Annotated in this window: 19 protein-coding genes and 1 tRNA gene; 3 read left to right on the top strand and 17 right to left on the bottom strand. The window is 66.4% G+C overall.

Annotation, left to right across the window (positions count from 1 at the left end; translation table 11 throughout):
• Nucleotides 1–7: 7 nt before the first annotated feature.
• The 13 genes from lpxA to rpsB all read right to left on the bottom strand — a co-directional run bounded on the left by lpxA (nucleotide 8) and on the right by rpsB (nucleotide 12,603).
• Entirely contained in the window at nucleotides 8–796 is a 789-nt protein-coding gene (gene lpxA, locus AC1KAT_RS21625) for an acyl-ACP--UDP-N-acetylglucosamine O-acyltransferase (protein ID WP_480329317.1), read from the bottom strand.
• A gap of 20 nt (nucleotides 797–816) precedes the next feature.
• Nucleotides 817–1,254 carry a 3-hydroxyacyl-ACP dehydratase FabZ gene (gene fabZ / locus AC1KAT_RS21620; RefSeq protein ID WP_480329368.1) on the bottom strand — a complete coding sequence of 146 codons (438 nt, stop codon included), beginning with the start codon at nucleotides 1,252–1,254 and terminating at the stop codon, nucleotides 817–819.
• A 2-nt stretch (nucleotides 1,255–1,256) separates the two neighbouring features.
• Nucleotides 1,257–2,342 (bottom strand): UDP-3-O-(3-hydroxymyristoyl)glucosamine N-acyltransferase, encoded by a 1,086-nt coding sequence (lpxD, locus tag AC1KAT_RS21615; protein ID WP_480329366.1) that lies wholly within the window; start codon nucleotides 2,340–2,342, stop codon nucleotides 1,257–1,259.
• Nucleotides 2,343–2,359: 17 nt separating this feature from the next.
• Complete coding sequence (locus AC1KAT_RS21610) at nucleotides 2,360–2,884, bottom strand: OmpH/Skp family outer membrane protein (RefSeq protein WP_480329315.1); 525 nt, start codon at nucleotides 2,882–2,884, stop codon at nucleotides 2,360–2,362.
• Nucleotides 2,884–5,142 carry an outer membrane protein assembly factor BamA gene (gene bamA, locus AC1KAT_RS21605; protein WP_480329313.1) on the bottom strand — a complete coding sequence of 753 codons (2,259 nt, stop codon included), beginning with the start codon at nucleotides 5,140–5,142 and terminating at the stop codon, nucleotides 2,884–2,886. Before bamA ends, AC1KAT_RS21610 begins: the two co-directional genes overlap by 1 nt.
• A gap of 83 nt (nucleotides 5,143–5,225) precedes the next feature.
• Entirely contained in the window at nucleotides 5,226–6,602 is a 1,377-nt protein-coding gene (gene rseP, locus AC1KAT_RS21600) for an RIP metalloprotease RseP (RefSeq protein WP_480329311.1), read from the bottom strand.
• Nucleotides 6,599–7,798 (bottom strand): 1-deoxy-D-xylulose-5-phosphate reductoisomerase, encoded by a 1,200-nt coding sequence (gene ispC, locus AC1KAT_RS21595; RefSeq protein WP_480329309.1) that lies wholly within the window; start codon nucleotides 7,796–7,798, stop codon nucleotides 6,599–6,601. The genes rseP and ispC overlap by 4 nt, the downstream gene beginning before the upstream one ends.
• A 33-nt stretch (nucleotides 7,799–7,831) precedes the next feature.
• Nucleotides 7,832–8,668 carry a phosphatidate cytidylyltransferase gene (locus AC1KAT_RS21590; RefSeq protein WP_480329307.1) on the bottom strand — a complete coding sequence of 279 codons (837 nt, stop codon included), beginning with the start codon at nucleotides 8,666–8,668 and terminating at the stop codon, nucleotides 7,832–7,834.
• A 2-nt stretch (nucleotides 8,669–8,670) separates the two neighbouring features.
• On the bottom strand, nucleotides 8,671–9,411 hold the full coding sequence (uppS, locus tag AC1KAT_RS21585) for a polyprenyl diphosphate synthase (RefSeq protein ID WP_480329306.1): 741 nt from the start codon (nucleotides 9,409–9,411) through the stop codon (nucleotides 8,671–8,673).
• Between the two features lie 52 nt (nucleotides 9,412–9,463).
• Nucleotides 9,464–10,024: a ribosome recycling factor gene (gene frr, locus AC1KAT_RS21580; protein WP_480329304.1), complete on the bottom strand. Its 561-nt coding sequence runs from the start codon at nucleotides 10,022–10,024 to the stop codon at nucleotides 9,464–9,466.
• 10 nt (nucleotides 10,025–10,034) lie between these two features.
• Complete coding sequence (gene pyrH, locus AC1KAT_RS21575) at nucleotides 10,035–10,745, bottom strand: UMP kinase (protein WP_480329302.1); 711 nt, start codon at nucleotides 10,743–10,745, stop codon at nucleotides 10,035–10,037.
• A 92-nt stretch (nucleotides 10,746–10,837) separates the two neighbouring features.
• Entirely contained in the window at nucleotides 10,838–11,734 is an 897-nt protein-coding gene (gene tsf / locus AC1KAT_RS21570) for a translation elongation factor Ts (protein ID WP_480329300.1), read from the bottom strand.
• Nucleotides 11,735–11,856: 122 nt separating this feature from the next.
• Nucleotides 11,857–12,603 carry a 30S ribosomal protein S2 gene (gene rpsB, locus AC1KAT_RS21565; protein ID WP_480329298.1) on the bottom strand — a complete coding sequence of 249 codons (747 nt, stop codon included), beginning with the start codon at nucleotides 12,601–12,603 and terminating at the stop codon, nucleotides 11,857–11,859.
• 309 nt (nucleotides 12,604–12,912) lie between these two features.
• Between rpsB and AC1KAT_RS21560 the strand changes: the two genes are divergently transcribed.
• Both AC1KAT_RS21560 and AC1KAT_RS21555 read left to right on the top strand, forming a co-directional pair.
• Nucleotides 12,913–14,229 (top strand): FAD-dependent oxidoreductase, encoded by a 1,317-nt coding sequence (locus AC1KAT_RS21560; RefSeq protein WP_480329296.1) that lies wholly within the window; start codon nucleotides 12,913–12,915, stop codon nucleotides 14,227–14,229.
• A gap of 40 nt (nucleotides 14,230–14,269) precedes the next feature.
• Nucleotides 14,270–15,784, top strand: coding sequence for an NAD(P)H-hydrate dehydratase (locus AC1KAT_RS21555; protein WP_480329294.1), 1,515 nt, complete (start codon nucleotides 14,270–14,272; stop codon nucleotides 15,782–15,784).
• 42 nt (nucleotides 15,785–15,826) lie between these two features.
• Here the strand turns inward: AC1KAT_RS21555 and rnr are convergent, their stop codons facing one another.
• Nucleotides 15,827–18,043: a ribonuclease R gene (rnr, locus tag AC1KAT_RS21550; protein ID WP_480329292.1), complete on the bottom strand. Its 2,217-nt coding sequence runs from the start codon at nucleotides 18,041–18,043 to the stop codon at nucleotides 15,827–15,829.
• 73 nt (nucleotides 18,044–18,116) lie between these two features.
• Between rnr and AC1KAT_RS21545 the strand changes: the two genes are divergently transcribed.
• Nucleotides 18,117–18,201: transfer RNA gene (locus AC1KAT_RS21545), tRNA-Leu, on the top strand.
• Nucleotides 18,202–18,373: 172 nt separating this feature from the next.
• On the opposite strand, the gene AC1KAT_RS21540 is transcribed toward AC1KAT_RS21545, so the two are convergent.
• Genes AC1KAT_RS21540 through AC1KAT_RS21530 form a run of 3 tightly spaced genes read right to left on the bottom strand, consistent with a single transcriptional unit; the run spans nucleotide 18,374 to nucleotide 21,462 of the window.
• Complete coding sequence (locus tag AC1KAT_RS21540; protein WP_480329290.1) at nucleotides 18,374–18,895, bottom strand: phosphoribosyltransferase; 522 nt, start codon at nucleotides 18,893–18,895, stop codon at nucleotides 18,374–18,376.
• A 23-nt stretch (nucleotides 18,896–18,918) separates the two neighbouring features.
• Nucleotides 18,919–20,250: an adenylosuccinate synthase gene (locus AC1KAT_RS21535; RefSeq protein WP_480329288.1), complete on the bottom strand. Its 1,332-nt coding sequence runs from the start codon at nucleotides 20,248–20,250 to the stop codon at nucleotides 18,919–18,921.
• A 48-nt stretch (nucleotides 20,251–20,298) separates the two neighbouring features.
• Nucleotides 20,299–21,462 (bottom strand): ATP phosphoribosyltransferase regulatory subunit, encoded by a 1,164-nt coding sequence (locus AC1KAT_RS21530; RefSeq protein WP_480329286.1) that lies wholly within the window; start codon nucleotides 21,460–21,462, stop codon nucleotides 20,299–20,301.
• Nucleotides 21,463–21,469: the final 7 nt, after the last annotated feature.

Here is a 21,469-nt window from a genome sequence, read left to right as displayed (position 1 = left end):
ACGCGGGTCAACGGACGATGCCGCGCGACGCGGTGGCGAGAAAGCCGGTCATCAGCGCGACGTCGTCGCTGGCCTCGGGCAGCTCGGTCGCCAGCGCCTCGATGGCGCTGCGCGCCTCTTCGAGCGCGAGGCCCTGGCGGTAGAGCAGCTTGTGCATCTGCTTGACCGCCTTGATGCGCTCGGCGCTGAAGCCGCGGCGCTTGAGGCCTTCGATGTTGAAGCTGCGCGCCTCGGCCGGGTTGCCCGAGATCATCGAGAACGGCGGCACGTCTTGCAGCAGCGTCGTGCCCATGCCGGTCATCGCATGCGCGCCGATCTTCACGAACTGGTGCACCTGCGTGTAGCCGCCGAGAATGACCCAGTCGCCCACATGCACGTGGCCGGCGATCTGCGCGTTGTTGGCGAAGATGGTCTTGTTGCCCACCTTGCAGTCGTGCGCGAGGTGGGTGTAGGCCATCATCCAGTTGTCGTCACCGAGCTGCGTGATGCCGTCGTCCTGCACCGTGCCGGTGTTGAAGGTCGTGAACTCGCGGATGGTGTTGCGGTCGCCGATGCGCAACTCGGTCGGCTCGCCGGCGTACTTCTTGTCTTGCGGGGCAGCGCCCAGCGAGGCGAACTGGAAGATGCGGTTGTCGCGGCCGATGGTCGTGTGGCCCTCGATCACGCAGTGCGGGCCAACCGTCGTGCCTTCGTCGATGCGCACATGCGGCCCGATGACCGTGAACGCACCGATGCTGACCGACTGGCCCAGCTGCGCGCCCGGGTCAACGATTGCCGAGGGGTGGATGTTCGCCATCGTGGGGCCTCCGTGCGCGCTCAGGCGATGCGACGCATCGTGCACATCAGCTCGGCTTCGACGGCGAGCTCTTCGCCCACCAGCGCCTTGGCCGTGAACTTGAACATGCCCGACTTCATGCGGTCGAGCGTCACGTCAAGCGTGAGCTGGTCGCCTGGCTCGACCGGGCGCTTGAAGCGCGCGCCGTCGATGCCGGCGAAGTAGTAGACGGTCTTGTCGTCGGGCGTCACGCCCAGCGTGTCGAAGGCCAGCAGCGCGGCGGCCTGCGCCAGCGCTTCGAGCATCAGCACGCCCGGCATCACCGGGCGGTGCGGAAAGTGCCCGGTGAAGAACGGCTCGTTGACGCTGACGTTCTTGATCGCCTGGATGCGCTTGCCCGTCTCAAGCGCCAGCACGCGATCGACCAGCAGGATCGGGTAGCGGTGCGGCAGCTTCTTGAGGATCTCGTAGATGTCCATCTTCATCGTTGTTCTGGTGTCGGGGGTGTCTCGGAAGACGCGGGCGCAGGGGACGACAGGCCTTGTTCGACCGTCTTCTCGACGGCTCGAAGCCGTTCTCTGAGGGTGTGCAGTTGCCGCAGCGTGGCGGCGTTCTTTTCCCAGGCGGCATTGTCGTCGATGGGAAACACGCCGCTGTATTGGCCCGGCTTGTTGATCGAGCGCATCACCACGCTCGCGGCCGACACGTGCACGCCGTCGGCCAGCTTCAGGTGACCCAGCACGATGGCGCCGCCGCCGACCGTGCAGCCTTTGCCAATGGTGGCGCTGCCGGCCACGCCGGCGCAGCCTGCCATCGCGCTGTGCGCGCCGACCTGCACGTTGTGGCCGATTTGGATGAGGTTGTCGAGCTTCACGCCGTCTTCGATGACGGTGTCGTCGAGCGCGCCACGGTCGATGCAGGTGTTGGCGCCGATCTCGACGTCGTTGCCGATGCGCACGGCGCCGAGTTGCGCGATCTTTTCCCAGCGGCCTTGCGTGGGCGCGAAGCCAAAGCCGTCGGCGCCGATCACCACGCCGCTGTGCACGATGCAGCGTTCGCCGATGCGGCAGTCTTCACCGAGCGTGACGCGCGGGGCGAGGCGGCTGTCGCGGCCGACGAAGGCCCCGGCGCCAATGACGCACAGCGCGCCGATCGAGGCGCCCTCTTCGACCGAGGCGCCGGCTTCGATCACGGCGCCCGGCCCAACGTGTGCCGTCGCGGCCACCTGTGCGTCGGGCGCGACCACCGCCGAAGCATGCACGCCGGCCGCCACCGGCCGCGCGCGCTTGGCGGCCCACCACCGGCTCAGGCGCGCATAGGCGAGGTAAGGGTCGGGCGTGACGAGTGCGGCCCCGCGTGCCACAGCCGCCTCGCGCATCGCGGGCGCGACGATCACGCAGCCGGCGTTCGATGCGGCCAGTTGCGGCTGGTAGCGGGGGTTGGACAGAAACGAGATCGTGTCGGCCGCAGCCCCTTCGAGCGGGCCGATGCGCGAGACCACGACCTGCGCATCACCGATCAGTTCGCCACCCAGGTGGGCCGCGATCTCACCGAGCGTGGCCTGCACGTGCGTGGGCCCAGGGCTCACTTGCCGGCCTGGGCGTTCAGGGCCTTGATGACCTTCTCGGTGATGTCCACGCGCGGGCCGGCGTAGAAGGCCTCTTGCAGGATCAGGTCGTACTTCTCGACCTCCTGGATCTGCTTGATCACCTTGCCGGTGCGTTCGAACACCGAGGCCAGTTCTTCGTTGCGGCGCTGGTTGAGGTCTTCTTGGTATTCGCGGCGTTTGCGCTGCACTTCGCGCTCTTGCTCGACCAACTCGCGCTGGCGGCGTTGGCGTTCCGCCTCGGTCATGGTCGGCTGGTCTTTGTCGAAGCGGTCGGCGGCGGCCTTCAGCCGCTCGCCCATCTCTTGCAATTCTTTGTCGCGGCGCACGAACTCGGCGCGCAACTTGGCGTCGGCGGCCTTGGCCGGCAAGGCCTCGCGCAGCACGCGGTCGTTGTTGACGAAGCCGATCTTGAGGTCCTGCGCGGCGGCGTTCGTCCACCAGGCCATGCCCACGAGGCAGGCCGCCACGGCAGCCAGGGACTTGGTGCGAAAGCTTTTCATCAGAACGCGGTCCCAATCTGAAATTGCAGGCGCTGGATTCTATCGTTCGACTCGTAGCGGATCGGGGCCCCGTAGCTCAGCTTGAGCGGGCCGATCGGCGACACCCAGCTCAGCCCCAGGCCGGCCGAGGCGCGCAGCCCTTCGGCATCGACCTTGTCTTCGGCGCCCCAGACACCGCCCACGTCCACGTAGCCGAACCAGCGCAATGTGCGGTCGTTGCCCGCACCCGGAATGGGCAGGTACAGCTCGCTGTTGAGGTTGACCCGCCGGTTGCCGCCGATGTACGCCCCGGTCTGGTCCACGGGCCCCAGCGAGCCCTGGTCGAATGCACGCACCGTGCCCAGGCCGCCGCCGTAGAAGTTCTTGAAGATGGGATACGGCTTGCCGCCCAGCCCCTTGCCGATGCCCATTTCGGCGTTGACGGCAAAGGTGTAGCGCTTGCTCAGCGGCCAGTACTGCTGGTACTGCAGGTTGGTGCGCAGGTAGCGCGCGTCGCCGGCGACGCTCCAGTCGAAGTTGATGCGCTGGTAGCGGCCCTCGTTGGGCACGAGGACGCTGTCGCGCTGGTCGCGCGCCCAGCCGATGGTCAAGGGCACCGCGGTCGTCTTGCGCGACTGGAAGTCCTTGATGTACGTGAGGTAGCTTTGCGGCATCGCGTTGTCGCCGCGGATCTCGGTCTGCTCGGCGCCGATGCCGAAGAACACGGTGTCGTACTCGGTGAACGGCACCCCGAAGCGCACCGAAGCACCCGGCGTGATGAGCTTGTAGTCCTCACCCTGGCTGTTGATCGGTTGTTGGGTGCGGTAGTAGACGTCGAACGCGCGCGAGATGCCGTCGATGGTGAAGTACGGGTCGACCGTGCTGAACACCACGGTGCGACTCGACTTGCTGGTGTTCACCTCGATGCCGAGGTAGTTGCCGGAGCCGAACACGTTGTCCTGCTTGATCGAGCCGGTGATCGAGAAGCGGTCGGCGCTCGAAAATCCCGCGCCCAGCAGCAGGTTGCCGGTGGGGCGTTCGGTCACGGTCATGTTCAGATCGACCTGGTCGGGCGTGCCCGGCACCTCTTCGGTGTCGATCGACACCTCGCGGAAGTAGCCCAGCCGGTCCACGCGGTCGCGCGACAGCTTGATGCGCCGGCCGTCGTACCACGACGATTCGAACTGGCGAAACTCGCGGCGGATCACCTCGTCGCGCGTGCGGCTGTTGCCGGCGATGTTGATGCGGCGCACGTACACGCGGCGCTGCGGGTCGGCCACCAGCGCGATGACGACCCGGCCGGTGCTGCGGTCGATCTCGGGGCGCGCGTCGACCCGAGCAAAGGCGTAGCCGAAAGTGGCGAAACGCTCGGTGAACTGGCGCGTGGTCTCCGCCACCCGCTCGGCCTGGTAGGGCTCGCCGGGCTCGATCTTCACCAGCGTCTTGAAGTCTTCTTCTTTGCCGAGGTACTCGCCTTCGAGTTTCACGCCCGTGACGATGTAGCGCTGGCCTTCCTTGACGTTGATGGTGATCGTGATGTCTTGCTTGTCGGGCGAGATCGCCACCTGCGTCGAAAGCACCTCGAATTCGAGGTAGCCGCGGTTCAGGTAGTACGAGCGCAGCGTTTCGAGGTCGGCCGTGAGCTTGGCGCGCGAGTAGCGGTCGGACTTCGTGTACCAGCTCAGCCAGCCGCCGTCATTCAGGTCGAGTTGGCTGGTCAGCGTGCCTTCGGAGAAAGCCTTGTTGCCGACGATGCGGATCTCTTTGATGCGCGCCACACCGCCTTCGGTGACGGTGAAAGTGACGTTGACGCGGTTGCGCTCCAGCGGCGTCACGGTGGTCACCACCTCGGCGCCGTAGAGGCTGCGCGTGAGGTACTGGCGCTTCAGCTCTTGTTCGGCGCGGTCGGCCAGGGCCTTGTCGAAGGGCTGGCCTTCGCCGATGCCGAAGTCTTTCAGCGACTTGACCAGAGCTTCTTTCTCGAATTCTTTCACGCCGACGAAGTCGATGTTGGCGATGACCGAACGTTCATCGACGACCACGACGACGACGTTGCCATCGATCTCCAGGCGCACGTCCTTGAACAGGCCGGTGGCGAACAGCGCACGCAGCGCGGCCGCCCCCTTTTCGTCGTTGTAGGTGTCGCCGACGCGGAAGGGCAGTGACGCGAACACGGTGCCCGCGTCTGAACGTTGCAGGCCCTCGACGCGGATGTCGCGCAGCACGAAAGGCTCAACGGCCCAGGCCGAGCCGGCCTGCAGGGCGGCCGCGAGCGCCATCGAGACAAGCGTCGGGCGGAAACGGAACGGGAGACCCGTCCGGCAGGCAGGGGGAATTCGCATCGGGTGTCTGTGCAGGCCCGTCACCGCACCAGGTAGCGGGCCAAGTCGTTGTAGAGGGCCAGCGACATCATCATGAAGATGACGGCCATGCCCCCGATCTGGAGCCGTTCGAGCCACGCGTCCGATGGCGGACGCCCGGTCACGGCCTCGAAAAGATAATACATGAGGTGCCCTCCATCGAGGACGGGCAAGGGCAGCAGGTTCAGCACCCCCAGGCTCACGCTCACCACGGCCAGAAAGCCGAGGTAGTACGCCAGCCCGAGCCGCACCGACTGGCCCGCGTAATCGGCAATGGTGAGCGGACCGCTGATGTTCTTGAGCGAGGCTTGGCCGATCAGCATGCGGCCAAGCATGCGCACGGTGAGCACCGACATGTCCCAGGTTTTCCCGACCGCATGGGACACCCCTTCCCAGGGACCGTAAGCCACCGTCACGGTCTCGGGCCGCGGAAAGGCCATGCCCACGCGCGCCACCTTGCCACCCCGGCCATCGTCATCGAGCTGGGCCGTCAACGCGAGCGTGAGCGTCTGGCCGCCACGGTCCACCCGCCACTCCATGGCACGGGCGGGTGACGTCGCCGGGGCGCTCAGGCGGATGGCTTCGCGCAGAACGGCCGCGTCCCCGACGACCTGCCCGTCGACCGACAGGACGCGGTCACCCACGCGCAGGCCGGCACGTGCAGCCGGCCCGCCGGGCGTCACCACCTCGGCAACGGGCTCGATGAAGGGCGCGCCCAGGCCGACACGTTGCAGTGTCTCCGCGTCCATCTCGCGCGAGGGCAGGCGATCGAGTTCGAGCACGGCGGTCCGCCGGCTGCGCCCGTCGCCATCGGTCACGGCGAGGTGCAGACGTTCCCCCTCCAGCAACGACTGCGTGAGCTGCCAGTGCAGGTCAGTGGCGGAGCGCACATCGCGCCACTCGTTGCCGTCGATGGACACGGCCTTCACCCAATCGCCGGCTCGCAGCCCGGCCTGCTCGGCCAGGCTTTGGGCGGTGGGCGTGCCGATGCGGGCCTGGGGTTCTTGTGAACCGACCCAGTGCTGGGCGCTGTACAGCAGCACCGCGAGCAGCAGGTTGGCGAGCGGGCCGGCCGACACGATGGCCGCGCGCTGCCACAGCGGTTTGGCATCGAAGGCAAAGGGCCGCTGCTCAGGTGAGACCGGGCCTTCGCCCTGCCCCAGCATGCGCACATACCCACCGAAGGGCAACGCCGAGATCACGAATTCGGTGCTGGTCGGCGTGCGCTGATGGCGCCACAGCACACGGCCGAATCCGACCGAGAAGCGCAGCACCTTGACACCGCAGGCGACCGCCACGCGGTAGTGGCCGTATTCGTGGATGACGATCAGGATGCTCAGCGTCACCAAGAACGCCAGAACCGTCGTGATCGTGGTCATGCAGTGAGCCTTGTGACGATCTCTCGGGCTTTGTCGCGCACGAGGGCATCGAGTGACAGCAGGCCCTCGAGCGATGCGCAGTCGTGCGCCGAGGGAGACACGCCGTCAAGAACGCCAGCGTTGACGCTGTGAATCTGGTCAAAGCGGATGGTTCCGGCCAGGAAGGACTCGACCGCGATCTCGTTGGCCGCGTTGAGCACCGCCGTGCTGCCCTCGGCGCCTCGCAGGCAGTCCCACGCGAGTTGCAAGCCCGGGTAGCGCTGGGCATCGGCCGGCTCGAAATGCAGCGCCGACAGCTTCAGAAAGTCGAGCTGCGACGCGCCCGACGCGATGCGCTCGGGGAAGGACAGCCCGTAGGCGATCGGCACACGCATGTCGGGCGTGCCCAGTTGCGCCAGCACCGAGTGGTCGCGGCACACGACCATCGAATGGATGATGCTCTGCGGGTGGATCACCACACGGATCTGGTCCGGCGTGAGGTCGAACAGCCAGCGCGCCTCGATCACTTCGAGCGCCTTGTTCATCATGGTCGCCGAGTCGACCGAGATCTTGCGCCCCATCACCCAGTTCGGGTGCGCGCAGGCCTCGTCGGGCGTGACCTGCTTCAAGCTCGCCGGGTCGCGCTGGCGGAACGGCCCGCCCGAGGCGGTCAGCACGATGTGGTCGATTCGCGCGGCCCAGGTGTCGCGGTCTTCGGGCAGGCACTGAAAGATCGCCGAATGCTCGCTGTCGATGGGTAGCAGCGTCGCCCCACCCTGCTTCACGGCGCGCATGAACAAGGCGCCGCCGACGACGAGCGCCTCTTTGTTGGCGAGCAGCAGGCGCTTGCCGGCCTGCGCGGCTGCGAGGCACGGCGCCAGACCGGCGGCTCCGACGATGGCCGCCATGACGCTGTCCACGTCGGGGTGCGCCGCCACCTCGCACAGGCCTTGCGGGCCTTCGAGCACTTCGGTGCGCAGGCCAGCCTCGGCCAGCCCGCGGCGCAGTTCGGCCGCACCGGTGGCCGGCACCACGGCGAAGCGCGGACGCCATTGCACGCACTGAGCCAAGAGATCCGCGATGCGCGACTGCGCGGTGAGCGCAACGACCTCGAAGCGGTCAGCGTGCCGGGACAGCACATCGAGCGTGCTGGTGCCGATGCTGCCCGTGGAGCCAAGGATGCAGACCCGCTGGCGCGGGCGGGAGGTGACGCTCATCGCAGTCCGATCAGAAAAAGCTCAGCGCGCGAATCAGAAGAAGCTCAACGCCATGGCGATCGGGAACACCGGCAGCAGCGCGTCCACGCGGTCGAGCACACCCCCGTGGCCGGGCAGCAGCCGGCTGCTGTCTTTGGCACCGGCCGCGCGCTTGACCAGCGACTCGGTGAGGTCGCCGACCACGCTCATTGCGCTCAAGAAGACCAGCGACAACAGCATCCCCGCGATGCCCAGCCGGTTGTCGAGTCGAGCGAAAACGCTTGCGTCGCTCAGCCCGAAGTGTCGCTCGACGGTCATCCACGCGAACGCGAGGACGATCACGCCGGCCATGCCGCTCCAGACGCCTTCCCAGCTCTTGCCGGGGCTGATGGCCAGCGCGAGCTTGCGCCGGCCGAAGGTGCGCCCGCCAAAGTAGGCGGCGATGTCGGCCACCCACACGAGGCAGAACACCGACAGCAGGAAGTTCAGGCCGACTGTTTTGGCGCTCGCCAGGGCGAGCCAGGCAGTCCACAGCGCCACGAGGCCGATGCCCCAGCGCAGGGCCTTGGGCAGTCGGGGCCAGCCGTCGGGCCCGCTCTTGATGGCCCACGCCCCCCCGAGCACCCACACCAGCACCGCCAGCCACCACACCGGGTTGGCTCCAGGGCGCACCCAGTCGAGCGCAAACGCAGCGGCGCAAGCGGCCGCCAGCAAGGCCCCCATGGCCACGGCTGGAACGCCCGAGGCGCTGTTGAGGCGGCCCCACTCCCAGCCTGCAGCGGCAATGGCCACCAGAGTGAGCACCGCGAAGGGCCAAGCCTGCGGCACCAGCATCGCGGGCAGCAGCACAGCCAGCAGGACCAGCGCGGTGATCACACGCTGCAGCAGCATGGTCAGACCTGGGCCACGGCCTGCGAGGCCACCGGGGCAGACGATTCGACGGCACCGAAGCGCCGGTCACGTCGGGCGAAATCGGCAATGGCCGCATCGAGCTGCTTCTCACCGAAGTCGGGCCAGAGGCAGTCGCTGAAAACAAATTCAGAGTACGCGACCTGCCACAGCAGGAAGTTGCTGATGCGCACCTCACCGCCGGTGCGGATGAAGAGGTCGGGATCGGGTGCGTGGCTCATCGCCATGAAGCGGCTGAGCGTCGCCTCGTCGAGCGAGGCCGGTGGCACGCCCGCTTCCATCGCGCGGCGGCAGGCCTGCACCACATCCCAGCGGCCGCCGTAGTTGAAGGCCACCGTGAGCGTGATGCGCTTGTTGTCGGCCGTCATGACCTCGGCCTGGTCCCAGGCCTCGCGCAGCTTCTGCGGGATGTTGTCGCGGTCACCGGCGATGCGGATGCGCACGCCATCGCGCGCCATCTTGGCGAGGTACTTCGACACAGCGATGAGCCCCAGGCGCATCAGGCCCGAGACCTCTTCGTTCGGGCGCTTCCAGTTCTCGGACGAGAACGCGAACACGGTGAGGTATTCGACGCCGCGGTCGGCACAGGCCTGGACGACACGCACCAGCGCATCGACCCCCTGCTTGTGCCCGAAGAAACGGGGCATGAAACGCTTCTTGGCCCAGCGGCCGTTGCCGTCCATCACGATGGCGACGTGGCGCGGAATGCGGGAGGTGGTGGTCACGAGGTTCGAGGAAGCGGCGCGGGGTGCAACGAACGGTGCCGTCAAGGTCGCGTCAGACGGCGAGGATCTCGGCCTCTTTCGCCGAAATCATCTTGTCGATCTCGGCGATGACGCGGTCGGTGAGCTTCTGGACTTCATCGAGCGAACGACGCTCTTCGTCTTCACCGATCTCTTTGTCTTTCAGCAGCTTCTTGGCCTGGTCGTTGGCGTCGCGGCGCAGGTTGCGCACGGCCACCTTGGCGTCTTCACCGGCGTTGCGCACCACCTTCGTCAGGTCGCGGCGACGCTCTTCAGTGAGCGGGGGCATCGGCACGCGGATCAGGTCGCCTTGGGCGGCCGGGTTCAGGCCGAGGTCCGACTCGCGGATGGCCTTCTCGATCTTCGGGCCGAGGCCCTTTTCCCAGGGCTGCACGCTGATCGTGCGCGCATCGAGCAGCGTCACGTTGGCCACCTGGCTGATGGGAACCATCGAGCCGTAGTACTCGACCTGCACCTGGTCCAGGATGCCGGGGTGCGCACGGCCGGTGCGGATCTTCTGCAGCTCGTTCTTGAACGACTCGACCGAGCGGGCCATCTTCTGCTCGGCGTTCTTGCGGATTTCTGCGGTGCTCATCTCAATTTCCTCAAACGTGGACGAGTGTGCCCTCGTCTTCACCCATCACGACACGCTTCAGCGCCCCCGACTTGAAGATGCTGAACACCTTGATCGGCAGCTTCTGGTCACGGCAAAGCGCGAATGCGGTCGCGTCCATCACCTGCAGGTTGCGACTGATCGCTTCGTCGAAGGTGATATCAGCGTAGCGCGTGGCGGTCGGGTCTTTCTTGGGGTCGGCGGTGTAGACGCCATCGACCTTGGTCGCCTTCAACACGATCTCGGCGCCGATCTCGGCCCCGCGCAGCGCGGCGGCCGTGTCGGTCGTGAAGAAGGGATTGCCGGTGCCAGCGGCGAAGATCACCACCTTGCCTTCTTCGAGGTACTGCAGTGCCTTCGGCCGCACATAGGGCTCGACGACCTGCTCGATGCTGATGGCCGACATCACCCGGGCGGTCATGCCTTCCTGGCGCATCGTGTCGGCCAGGGCCAGCGAGTTCATCACCGTGGCCAGCATGCCCATGTAGTCGGCGGTGGCGCGGTCCATGCCGACAGAGCCGCCCGCCACGCCGCGGAAGATGTTGCCGCCGCCAATCACGACCGCCACCTCGCAGCCCAGCTGGGTCACCTCCTGCACCTCTTGCACCATGCGCACGATCGTCGAGCGGTTGATGCCGTAGGCGTCGTCACCCATGAGGGCCTCGCCTGAGAGTTTGAGCAGGATGCGCTTGTACGCGGGCATTCAGAGTTCTCCTGGCGTGGGTGCCGCCGTGTCTTCGAAGTCTATCCGTGAGAACGGGGCACTCAGGCCCCGTTCGTTCGCGTCCCTGCGGGTCACGCGCCCTTTGCTGCGGCCACCTGCGCGGCCACTTCGGCGGCGAAGTCGTCCACCTTCTTCTCGATACCCTCGCCCACCACGTAGAGCGTGAAGCCCTTGACCGTGGTGTTCACGCTCTTGAGCATCTGCGCCACGGTCTGCTTGCCGTCGGCGGCCTTCACGAAGACTTGGTCGTTCAGGCTGACTTCCTTCAGGTACTTCTGCACCGAGCCTTCGACCATCTTGGTCACGATGTCGGCGGGCTTGCCCGACTCGGCGGCCTTCAGCGTCGCCACCGAACGCTCTTTCTCGATCAGGTCGGCCGGCACCTCAGCCGACGACAGCGCCACCGGCTTCATCGCGGCGACGTGCATGGCCACGTCCTTGGCGGCGACTTCGTCACCGTCGAACTCGACCATCACGCCGATGCGCGTGCCGTGCAGGTAGCTGGCCAGCTTGCCGCCGCCCGCGTAGCGCTTGAAACGGCGAATGGTCATGTTCTCGCCGATCTTGCCGATCAGGCCCTTGCGGACGTCTTCGACCGTCGGGCCGAAGCCGGCTTGCGACAGCGACAGGCCGCCGACGGCAGCCACGTCGGCCGGGTTGTTCTTGGCGATCAGTTCGGCGACAGCCTTCGAGAAGGCCAGGAAGTCGTCGTTCTTAGAGACGAAGTCGGTCTCGCAATTGATTTCGACCAGGGCGCCCGTGTTGCCCTCGACCGCAGCGGCGACCACGCCTTCGGCGGTGATGCGCGAAGCAGCCTTGCCGGCCTTGCTGCCGAGCTTGACGCGCAGCAGTTCTTCGGCCTTTTCCATGTCGCCGTCGGCCTCGGTCAGCGCCTTCTTGCACTCCATCATCGGGGCGTCGGTCTTGGCGCGCAGTTCAGCGACCATGCTTGCAGTGATTGCGGGCATCTTGAATCTCCGTTTGCTTGTGGCCGCTGCCGCCGGCAGCAAGGCCATGAATCATTTCTTGTCGAAAAAAAGGGGCTGAAGCAGCCCCTTTCTCATCTCGCACTCGGGCGAGGGGGCAAAGCTCAGACGGCTTCGTCAACTTCCACGAATTCGTCGCTGCCAGCAGCAACGGCTTGCACGACCTCGTTAGTGGCGTTGTTCTTGCCTTCCAGCACGGCGTCAGCCACGGCGCGGGCGTACAGCGCGACAGCCTTCGACGAGTCGTCGTTGCCGGGAATGACGTAGTCGATGCCTTCAGGCGAGTGGTTCGAGTCGACCACGCCGATCACGGGAATGCCGAGCTTCTTGGCTTCGGCGACGGCGATCTTGTGGTAGCCGACGTCGATGACGAACATGGCGTCAGGCAACGCGTTCATGTCCTGGATGCCGCCGATGTCCTTTTCGAGCTTGATCAGGTCGCGCTGGAACAGCAGAGCTTCTTTCTTGATGCGGATTTCAGCGCCCGACTCGACTTGCGCCTGCATGTCCTTGAGCTTCTTCAGCGAACCCTTGACCGTCTTGAAGTTGGTCAGCATGCCGCCGAGCCAGCGTTGGTCGACGTAGGGCATGCCGGCGCGCTTGGCTTCCTGGGCAATCACTTCACGCGCCTGGCGCTTGGTGCCGATCATCAGGATCGTGCCGCGGCGGGCCGACAGCTGGCGAATGAACTTCATCGCGTCGTTGAAGAGCGGCTGCGTCTTCTCGAGGTTGATGATGTGGATCTTGTTGCGATGGCCGTAGATGTACGGAGCCATCTTGGGGTTCCAGAAGCGGGTTTGGTGACCGAAATGGACACCGGCTTCCAGCATTTCACGCATCGTGACTGACATGGCAACTCCAAAGGTTGGTTCTAGAATTCCGCCTGAATTGCAACGCTTGATTTCATGGGTCTCAACTTGCGAAGAGACTCTTCAAGCAGCGCAACACCTTCAGTGGCCGAATTCGCGATTTGTTCGTCCGAGCTGCCCGACATGGGCGGCATTCAGATAAACCCGTAGAGTGTAGCACGGCCGCACGGCGGCCCTTCTCATGACAGATGAACTGAGCGCGATCTGCGAGCGCACCCAGCAAGGCTCGTGGAGTGCCGCTGCAGCCCACCCTTTCACCCGATGTGCGCTGGTCGCACCGAGGGGCCACTGATGCGCATCGCCGTGATCGGGGCGGGCAATGTTGGCGTGGCACAGGCCTATGAACTGGCCGTCGATGGCCATTCCGTGACCGTTTACGAGCAGCGCGGCAGCGTCGCCGCCGAAGCCAGCTTCGCGCACGCGGGCCTGTCGATGCCGGGGGGCGCATGGCCGTGGTCCGCCGGGGGCGTCACAGCGCCCGGCTGGGTGCCGCTGCTGAACCCCAAGGCCGCAGCGCACGTCGCGCGCAACCTTTCGGCTTGGCGATGGACCCTGCGCATGCGACGCGCGCTCAAGCCCAGGCATGCGAACGACCTGTTGGCGCGGCATGTGCGGCTGCAGAGTTTCAGCGAGCAACGCGTGCAGGCGATCACGAAGGCGCTGAAGTTCGAACACGAGCACCTTGCCGGCAGCCTGCTGCTGGCGCGCGACGCGACCAGCGCCGGGCGCCTGAAGCAGCACCTGGGGGCGCTTCAAGCACTGGGCGTTCGCGCGGAATGGGCCGATGCCGGCCAGTGCCGAAGCCTCGAACCCGGACTCAATGCCGACCGCGAACTGCAGGGCGGCGTGGTTTTGCCGACAGCCGAGGCGAGCAACGCACGGCAGTTCGCCCTGCTCTTGCGCAACGAAGCGCAGCGCTTGGGCGTGCGCTTTCAGATGCACTGCGCGGTTCAGCACATCGAGACGGGAAAGCCGCTGCGCATCACGCACCTGACCGCGTCCTCGCCTGAATCGACCTTGGTGACACCCAGCAGCGAAGAGGGCGCTGGCGGCGACGAGGCAGAACCCATCACCGAGAGCTTCGACGCAGTCGTCGTCTGCGGCGGACTGGGCAGCGGCACCCTACTCGCCAACCTGGGTGTGAAGTTGCCACTGATGGCCGTACACGGCTGGACGCTCACCGCCGCGCTGCGCCACCACGAGGCACATCCAGACGCTGGCCCCCGCGCAGCGGTCGTTGACGAGGCGCGGCAGGTGCTCATCTGCCGCATCGGCAACCGCGTGCGCGTGAGTGGTGGCGCACGCATTGGCGGCGTGGCACGAAGCGGCGAGTTGCCGGCGTCGCTGTACCGCGCGCTGGACGACTGGTTTCCGGGCGTCGCCCACATGAGCCAAGCCCAGCGCTGGGCAGGCGCACGCGCCATGCTGCCCGACGGGCTGCCTGCGATCGGTGCGAGCGGCATTCCCGGCGTGTGGATCAACACCGGCCATGGACACACCGGGTGGGCGCTGGCCTCCGGCGCGGCCCGCCTGGTGGCCGATGGCCTCGCCCAGCGCCTGCCGTCCATCGACCCGACCGGCCTGGCGCCGGAGCGCTGGCACCGCTGAGCGCACCGGGCTCGCTTCGGCTGCATCACACTTCCTGGCCATGCGCGCCCTTCTTCCCAGCCTTGCGGCCTGCCCCTTGCACGGCGTGGATGCCACCCGGCGCATCGAGCATGACGCCCAGTCGCCTCTGCCCGCCCACGCGTTGATGCAACGTGCCGGGCGCGCCGTCGCGCAGCTCACGCGAGCCCTGGCACCCCATGCCCAACGCGTGTGGGTGGCCGCCGGCCCTGGCAACAACGGCGGCGATGGCTTCGAGGCCGCCTGCCACCTGCACGACGCCGGCTGGCAGGTTCAGGTGAGCTTCATCGGCGATGCGGCCCGACTGCCCGCCGACGCCCGCGCCGCGTACGACAAGGCGCTCGCAGCCGGCATCGCCATCACCGATGCGTCCGTGGCGGCGCCTTCGCTGTCCCCCGAAGACATCGCCATCGACGCCCTGCTCGGCCTCGGCGCCCAACGCGCCCCGCAGGGCGCGATGGCCGAATGCATCGCGCGGCTCAACGCCCTGCCCTGCGCCGTGCTGGCGGTCGATCTGCCTTCGGGCTTGAACGCGGACACGGGCCAGCCGCTCGGCGAGGCCTGCGTGCGCGCCTCGCACACGCTGTCGCTGCTGACGGCCAAGCCGGGGCTTTTCACCGGTGCCGGCCGCGACCATGCCGGCCGCGTGTGGCTTCACACGCTGAACGTGCTTCCATCCGGCGCATCGGCCGACGCCTGGCTGGCAGGCCCCGAGGTCGCCTGCGACAAGCCGCGCGACCACGCGTCGCACAAAGGCAGCTTCGGCGATGTGCTGGTGGTCGGCGGAGCCCCGGGAATGACTGGCGCAGCCGTGCTCGCCGCGCGCGCTGCGCACGCGGCCGGTGCCGGGCGGGTGTATCTGCAGTTGCTCGATGCGCGGGCTGACCTTGCGCATGACACGTTGCGGCCCGAGTTGATGGTCCGCCCGCACGGTTCGGCCGCGCAGGTTCAGGCACTGAAGTCCTCCACCGTCGTTTGCGGGTGCGGAGGCGGCGACGCCGTGCGCGCCGATCTGGCACAGGTACTGAGCCTGGCCCCCCGACTGGTGCTCGATGCCGACGCCCTCAACGCCATCGCGGCCGACGCCATGCTGCAGGCCTTGCTCACCGCGCGCGCCGCGCACGCACACGCCACCGTCCTCACACCCCACCCGCTGGAAGCCGGTCGGCTGCTCGGCACGCCGGCAGCCGCCGTGCAGGCCGATCGCCAGAACGCGGCGCGCGCCCTGTCCGAGCGCTTTCACTGTGTGGTCGTGCTGAAAGGCAGCGGTAGCGTCATCGCATGCCCCGATGCGCCGACGTGGATCAATCCCACCGGCAATGCCGCGCTGGCCACGGCGGGCACCGGTGATGTCCTGGCGGGCTGGATGGCCGGCCGCTGGGCCGCTCAGGGCGCCCACCCCACGCCCGAGGCCGCCCTCGCGGCCGCGTTGAATGCCGTGTGGTGGCATGGGGCCGCAGCCGATGCCGAGGGCGTCATGCCGCTGCGCGCGGCCGACCTGGTCGAGGCGATGCACCGCGCGTCCAACGCGCCTTGAGTCGCACAGCGTCGGCGCGCAGGCACCGCGCCGTGCGTACCGTCAACGACGCCGCGTGCCTTTGCTCGCAGCCTTGCCGGTCGATTGCCGAGCCGCATCCTTCGCCGCACGCACCGGGTGTCCACCGGCGGCGGCGCGGCTGCGCTTCGACGCGGACTTCACCACGCGATCGGCCTCCTTGATGGCCGCCAGTTCTGCCGCCGCGGTGGTGGCCTTGTCGGCCGGGCGGTCAGCCGAACGGTCGCGACGGTTGCGCGGCAAAACGGCGGCGTCCTCGCCATCTCGCACCAGGCGGAAGTCGATCTTGCGGCCATCGAGGTCCACCCGGCTGACCTGCACGCGCACACGCGCACCGACGGTGTAGCGGATGCCCGAGCGTTCGCCGCGCAGCTCTTGCCGCGCCTCGTCGAAGCGGAAGTACTCGCCGCCGAGTTCGGTGATGTGGATCAGCCCTTCGACATACAGGCCATCGAGCTGCACGAAGAGGCCGAAGCTTGTCACCGCACTCACCGTGCCGCTGTATTCCTCGCCGAGGTGCTCGCGCATGTAGCGGCACTTGAGCCAGGCCTCGACGTCGCGCGAGGCTTCGTCGGCGCGTCGCTCGTTGGCACTGCAATGCGCACCGGCGATCTCCCAGGTCTCGTCCTCGGCATGCGCATTCTTCTTGGCCCGCGCGAGCGTCTCAACGGCCCCGGTGACGATGCTGTAGCGCTTACCTTGCAACAAAGCCTTGATGACCCGGTGCACCAGCAAGTCGGGGTAGCGGCGGATCGGGCTCGTGAAGTGCGTGTAGGCCTCGTAGGCCAAGCCGAAGTGGCCGCTGTTGGTGCCGGTGTAGATCGCCTGCTGCATCGAGCGCAACAGCATGGTGTGGATCTGCATGGCATCAGGCCGGTCTTTCGTGGCCGCGGCGATGCTTTGAAATTCAGACGGCTTCGGGTCGTCGCTGACGCTGAGCCCCAGCCCCAAAGTCTTGAGGTAGTTCTGCAGCAGCGTCTTCTTCTCGGGCGTCGGCCCTTCGTGCACGCGGTACAGCGACTGGTGTTTGGCACTCGCGATGAAATCCGCCGAGCACACGTTGGCGGCCAGCATCGCCTCTTCGATCAGCTTGTGCGCTTCGGTGCGCGTGCGCGGCACGATCTTCTCAATGCGGCCGTTGTCGTCGCAAATGATCTGCGTCTCGGTGGTCTCGAAATCAACCGCGCCGCGCTTGGCGCGCTCTTTCAACAGCGCGCGATAGACCTCATGCAGGTTCAGCAGATGCGGCACCAAGTCTTTGCGACGTGCAGCCTCGGGGCCGCGCGTGTTCGACAGAATCGCTGCGACCTCGGTGTAGGTGAAGCGCGCATGCGAGCAGATCACCGCCGGGAAGAACTGGTACGCGTGAATGCCGCCGTCCTTGGTGATGAGCATGTCGCACACCATTGCCAGACGGTCTTCGTTCGGGTTCAGCGAACACAGCCCGTTCGAGAGCTTCTCGGGCAGCATCGGGATGACCCGGCGCGGAAAGTACACCGACGTGGCGCGCTCGTAGGCGTCGTCGTCGATCGGCTCGCCCGGCTTCACGTAATGGCTCACGTCCGCAATGGCCACGACCAATCGCCAACCATCGAATGCGCTCTTGCCGCGACCGGTCTTCACGGGTTCGCAATACACCGCATCGTCGAAGTCACGCGCATCTTCACCGTCGATGGTGACGAGCGGCACGTCGGTGAGGTCGATACGATCCTTGCGATCAACGGGCCGAATCTTGTCCGGCAAACCCGCCGCTTGCGACAAGGTCTCGGGCGAGAAGCGGTGCGGCACTTCGTATTTGCGCACCGCAATCTCGATCTCCATGCCAGGGTCGTCGATCTCGCCCAGCACCTCGGTCACGCGACCCATCGGTTGCGAATAAAGCGAGGGCGGCTCGGTCAATTCAATGGCGACCACCTGCCCTGCCGTTGCATTGGCAATGGCGTTCTTGGGCACCATGATGTCTTGCCCATAACGCTTGTCTTCAGGGGCCACCAGCCACACGCCACTCTCGTGCAGCAGGCGACCGATGATCGGAGCCTTCTTGCGCTCGGTGATCTCAAGCACGCGTCCTTCGGGGCGACCCTTGCGGTCGTAGCGAATGATCCGCGCCTTCACGCGGTCTCGATGCAGCACCGCGCGCATCTCTTGCGGCGACAGGTACAGATCGGGCTGTCCGTCATCTCGCACCAGGAACCCGTGGCCATCGCGGTGGCCTTGCACAGTGCCCTCGACTTCACTCATCAGTTCGTTGCCGATGAGAGACGAATTTTGGAAAGTGTTCTTTTTGATGATATGATCTCGGTCTTCCTGAGATGCCCAGGTGGCGGAATTGGTAGACGCACTAGTTTCAGGTACTAGCGGGTAACTCCGTGGAGGTTCGAGTCCTCTCCTGGGCACCATCAGTTGATGGGTTGGAAGTAAAGTTAAACGAGTTAGACACCGATGAAGGCCGCAGTATGCGGCCTTTTTCATTGGTGCTTGCGAAGGCACAGAAAGCAATCATGTCTCTGTGCCATTCGGCCAACGTCGCACGCAACAAGCGGGTCATGCGACGGGTTTCAATGCCAGCGCTCAGATCGCGAACTTCTTGGCGAGTCCGTCCGGGCGCAGGCTGTCGTACTCTTCGAATGGCTGGTGAATCCACGGACTCGTGGGCAGCAATTCGACGTAGTAATCCGGCGTGTACGTGGACACCCCTTTGGTCCAGATGACCGCCGAGCGCAATTCGCTGATGGCGGGCATGCCCCGCAGTCGCTCGACCACCGCGCGCAAGGTCACACCCGAATCCGCCAGGTCATCGACCAGTAGCACACGACCAGCCAATTCGCCCTTCGGCAAGGTGATGTACTTGGCCATGTCCAGGCGGCCTTGAATGGTGCCGGCCTCGGCTCGGTACGAGCTGGTAGACATGATGCCCAGCGGCTTGTCGAACACACGCGACAGCACATCACCGGGGCGCATCCCGCCGCGCGCCAGACACAGGATCTGATCGAACTCCCAGCCCGAGGCATGCACCTTCAGCGCCAGGCGTTCGGTCAGCAGGTGGTATTCGTCCCAGGACACATACAGGTGTTTGCCGTCTTCGGTCAGCATGCGGGGCTCCTTGGGACTGGGCATCAAGCCTGGTACGGGTGACGCAACAGGATCGTGTGCTCACGGTCCGGCCCCGTGGACACCATGTCGATCGGCGCGCCGATGAACTCTTGCACGCGTTCGAGGTAGCGGCGCGCGTTCAGCGGCAGCTTGTCCCACTCGGTGATGCCGAAGGTCTTTTCGGTCCAGCCCGGGAAGGTGTCGTAGATCGGTTGGCAGGCCTCGATCTCGTCGGCGTCGAGCGGCAGGATGTCGATGCGCTTGCCATCGAGTTCATAGCCCACGCAGACCTTGATCTCGGCCAGCCCATCGAGCACGTCGAGCTTGGTGATGCACAGACCCGAGATGCCGTTGATGATGATCGAGCGCTTGAGCAGCGCCGCATCCAGCCAGCCACAACGGCGGGGACGACCCGTGACGGTGCCGCGCTCTTGTCCGACCACCGACAGATGGTTGCCCACCGTTCCGGGTGTGTCCATGTCGAGTTCGGTCGGGAACGGGCCGCTGCCCACACGCGTCGTGTAGGCCTTGGTGATGCCGAGGATGTAATGCAGCAGGTCGGGGCCAACGCCCGCACCCGCGGCCGCATTGCCTGCCACGCAGTTGCTCGACGTCACGTACGGGTAGGTGCCGTGGTCGATGTCGAGCAGCGTGCCTTGTGCGCCTTCGAAGAGGATGTTGTCGCCCTTCTTGTGGCGCGTGTGCAGCGTGTAGCCGACATCGGCCAGCATGGGCTTCAGCTGCTCGGCGACCTTCATCGCGTGGTCGAAGATCGGCTGAAATTCGAGCGGCTCGCTCTTGAGATAGCCACTCAATGCGAAGTTGTGCAGTTCGAGCAACTCGCGCAGCTTCTTGGCGAAGCGGTCCGGGTGCTTGAGGTCTTGCACCCGCAGCGCACGACGCGCGACCTTGTCTTCGTACGCCGGGCCGATGCCCTTGCCGGTGGTGCCGATCTTGCCCGCGCCGCTGGTCTCGCGCAGCGCCTCGCGGGCCTTGTCCACGGCCACGTGGAAGGGCAGGATCAGCGGGCACGATTCGCTGATGAAGAGGCGCGAACGCACTTCAAGGCCGATGGCTTCAAGGCGCTCGATCTCGCCCAGCAAATGGGTCGGGTCCACCACCACGCCGTTGCCGATGTAGCAGGCGACGCCCTCGCGCATGATCCCCGAGGGGATGAGCTGCAGCGCCGTCTTCACACCCTTGATCACCAGCGTGTGGCCCGCGTTGTGGCCACCTTGGAAGCGCACCACGGCCTGGGCGTGATCGGTCAGCCAATCGACGACCTTGCCCTTGCCTTCGTCGCCCCATTGCGTGCCAACGACGACCACGTTATGGCCGCTGCGTGTCTGTTGCATGTGTTCTGTTCCGCTTCAGAAGAAGAAATGGCGTGGGTGAAGGACGCGTCACAAGGGACGCACCTGCCACTGCCCGCTGACGGCGACCAGTTCGCGGTCGCAATCGAATTCCTGCCCCTCGTGCTCATGGCCGGGCAGGATGCAAACGACCGTCTCGCCCTGTTCACGCAGTGCGCGAACGGCGCTGCGCAAGGCCTGGTCTTCGCCCCAGGGGGCGCGAATCGCCGGACGCATCGGACGGTTGAGCGCAATGCCGGCGAAGGCCTTGAGGTCGAGGCTGAACCCGACCGCCGGGCGGTTGCGACCGAACACCGCGCCCACCTCGTCGTAGCGACCGCCGCGCACGATGGCATCGGCATGGCCGGCTGCGAAGATCGCAAAACGAGGCCCGCTGTAGTACGCATAGCCGCTGAGATCGGCCAGGTCAAAGCCGACCCGCACCTGCGGGTTCGCCTGCTGCACATGACCGATGAGCCACTGCAGTTGGTCGAGCGCCGCCGTGATCAAGGGATGGGCCGGCAACTCGCGACGGCCCGCGGCGAGCACGTCCTGCCCGCCATACAGGCGCAGCAGGGCCAGCAGCCCGCGGCGGGCATCGGCCGGGAAGTCGCGGGTGACCGCGTCCAGTGTGGGCGCGTCTTTGGCAGCCAGCGCCGCGTAGACCTGCTCGACGACGGCCGGCTTTTGCTCGAAACCTGCCAGCAGGCCGCGCACGATGCGCGCGTCGCCCAGGTCGAGGGTGAGGTCACGCACGCCCGCGCGTTGCAGGGCATCAAGCGCGAGTTCTTGCACTTCGAGGTCGGCTTCAAGACCGGCGTGCCCGTAGATCTCGGCGCCGAACTGCAAGGGTTCGCGCGTGCCGTGCAGGCCTTCGGGCAGCGTGTGCAGCACCGGCCCGCAGTAGCACAGGCGGGTCACGCCCTGGCGGTTGAGCAAGTGGGCGTCGATGCGTGCGACCTGCGGCGTCGTGTCAGCGCGCACGCCAAGCATGCGGCCGCTGAGTTGATCGACCAGCTTGAAGGTCTTGAGGTCGAGCGAATGACCGGTGCCAGACAGCAGCGATTCGAGGTGTTCGAGCAGCGGCGGCATCACCAGCTCGAAGCCGTAGCCGCGCGCGCCATCGAGCAGGTCCCGGCGAAGCTCTTCGATGCGCCGCGCCTGCGCGGGCAGCACATCGGCAATGTGCTCGGGCAGCAGCCAAGCAGACGACATGGGAATG

The organism is Piscinibacter sp. PDB5-1 (genome assembly GCF_056676035.1).
The sequence above is the reverse complement of the archived record's forward strand: the minus strand, read 5'-3'. Positions and strand labels throughout refer to the sequence as shown.

What these genes read in the sequence shown, in the direction of transcription:
- bamA (WP_480329313.1), bottom strand. Translation starts at nt 5,142, where the DNA reads ATGGCGCTCGCGGCCGCCCTGCAGGCCGGCTCGGCCTGGGCCGTTGAG.
- rpsB (WP_480329298.1), bottom strand. Translation starts at nt 12,603, where the DNA reads ATGTCAGTCACGATGCGTGAAATGCTGGAAGCCGGTGTCCATTTCGGT.
- rseP (WP_480329311.1), bottom strand. Translation starts at nt 6,602, where the DNA reads ATGACCACGATCACGACGGTTCTGGCGTTCTTGGTGACGCTGAGCATC.
- AC1KAT_RS21560 (WP_480329296.1), top strand. Translation starts at nt 12,913, where the DNA reads ATGCGCATCGCCGTGATCGGGGCGGGCAATGTTGGCGTGGCACAGGCC.
- AC1KAT_RS21610 (WP_480329315.1), bottom strand. Translation starts at nt 2,884, where the DNA reads ATGAAAAGCTTTCGCACCAAGTCCCTGGCTGCCGTGGCGGCCTGCCTC.
- rnr (WP_480329292.1), bottom strand. Translation starts at nt 18,043, where the DNA reads ATGAGTGAAGTCGAGGGCACTGTGCAAGGCCACCGCGATGGCCACGGG.
- pyrH (WP_480329302.1), bottom strand. Translation starts at nt 10,745, where the DNA reads ATGCCCGCGTACAAGCGCATCCTGCTCAAACTCTCAGGCGAGGCCCTC.
- fabZ (WP_480329368.1), bottom strand. Translation starts at nt 1,254, where the DNA reads ATGGACATCTACGAGATCCTCAAGAAGCTGCCGCACCGCTACCCGATC.
- ispC (WP_480329309.1), bottom strand. Translation starts at nt 7,798, where the DNA reads ATGAGCGTCACCTCCCGCCCGCGCCAGCGGGTCTGCATCCTTGGCTCC.
- AC1KAT_RS21540 (WP_480329290.1), bottom strand. Translation starts at nt 18,895, where the DNA reads ATGCTGACCGAAGACGGCAAACACCTGTATGTGTCCTGGGACGAATAC.
- lpxA (WP_480329317.1), bottom strand. Translation starts at nt 796, where the DNA reads ATGGCGAACATCCACCCCTCGGCAATCGTTGACCCGGGCGCGCAGCTG.
- AC1KAT_RS21590 (WP_480329307.1), bottom strand. Translation starts at nt 8,668, where the DNA reads ATGCTGCTGCAGCGTGTGATCACCGCGCTGGTCCTGCTGGCTGTGCTG.
- AC1KAT_RS21530 (WP_480329286.1), bottom strand. Translation starts at nt 21,462, where the DNA reads ATGTCGTCTGCTTGGCTGCTGCCCGAGCACATTGCCGATGTGCTGCCC.
- tsf (WP_480329300.1), bottom strand. Translation starts at nt 11,734, where the DNA reads ATGCCCGCAATCACTGCAAGCATGGTCGCTGAACTGCGCGCCAAGACC.
- AC1KAT_RS21535 (WP_480329288.1), bottom strand. Translation starts at nt 20,250, where the DNA reads ATGCAACAGACACGCAGCGGCCATAACGTGGTCGTCGTTGGCACGCAA.
- AC1KAT_RS21555 (WP_480329294.1), top strand. Translation starts at nt 14,270, where the DNA reads ATGCGCGCCCTTCTTCCCAGCCTTGCGGCCTGCCCCTTGCACGGCGTG.
- frr (WP_480329304.1), bottom strand. Translation starts at nt 10,024, where the DNA reads ATGAGCACCGCAGAAATCCGCAAGAACGCCGAGCAGAAGATGGCCCGC.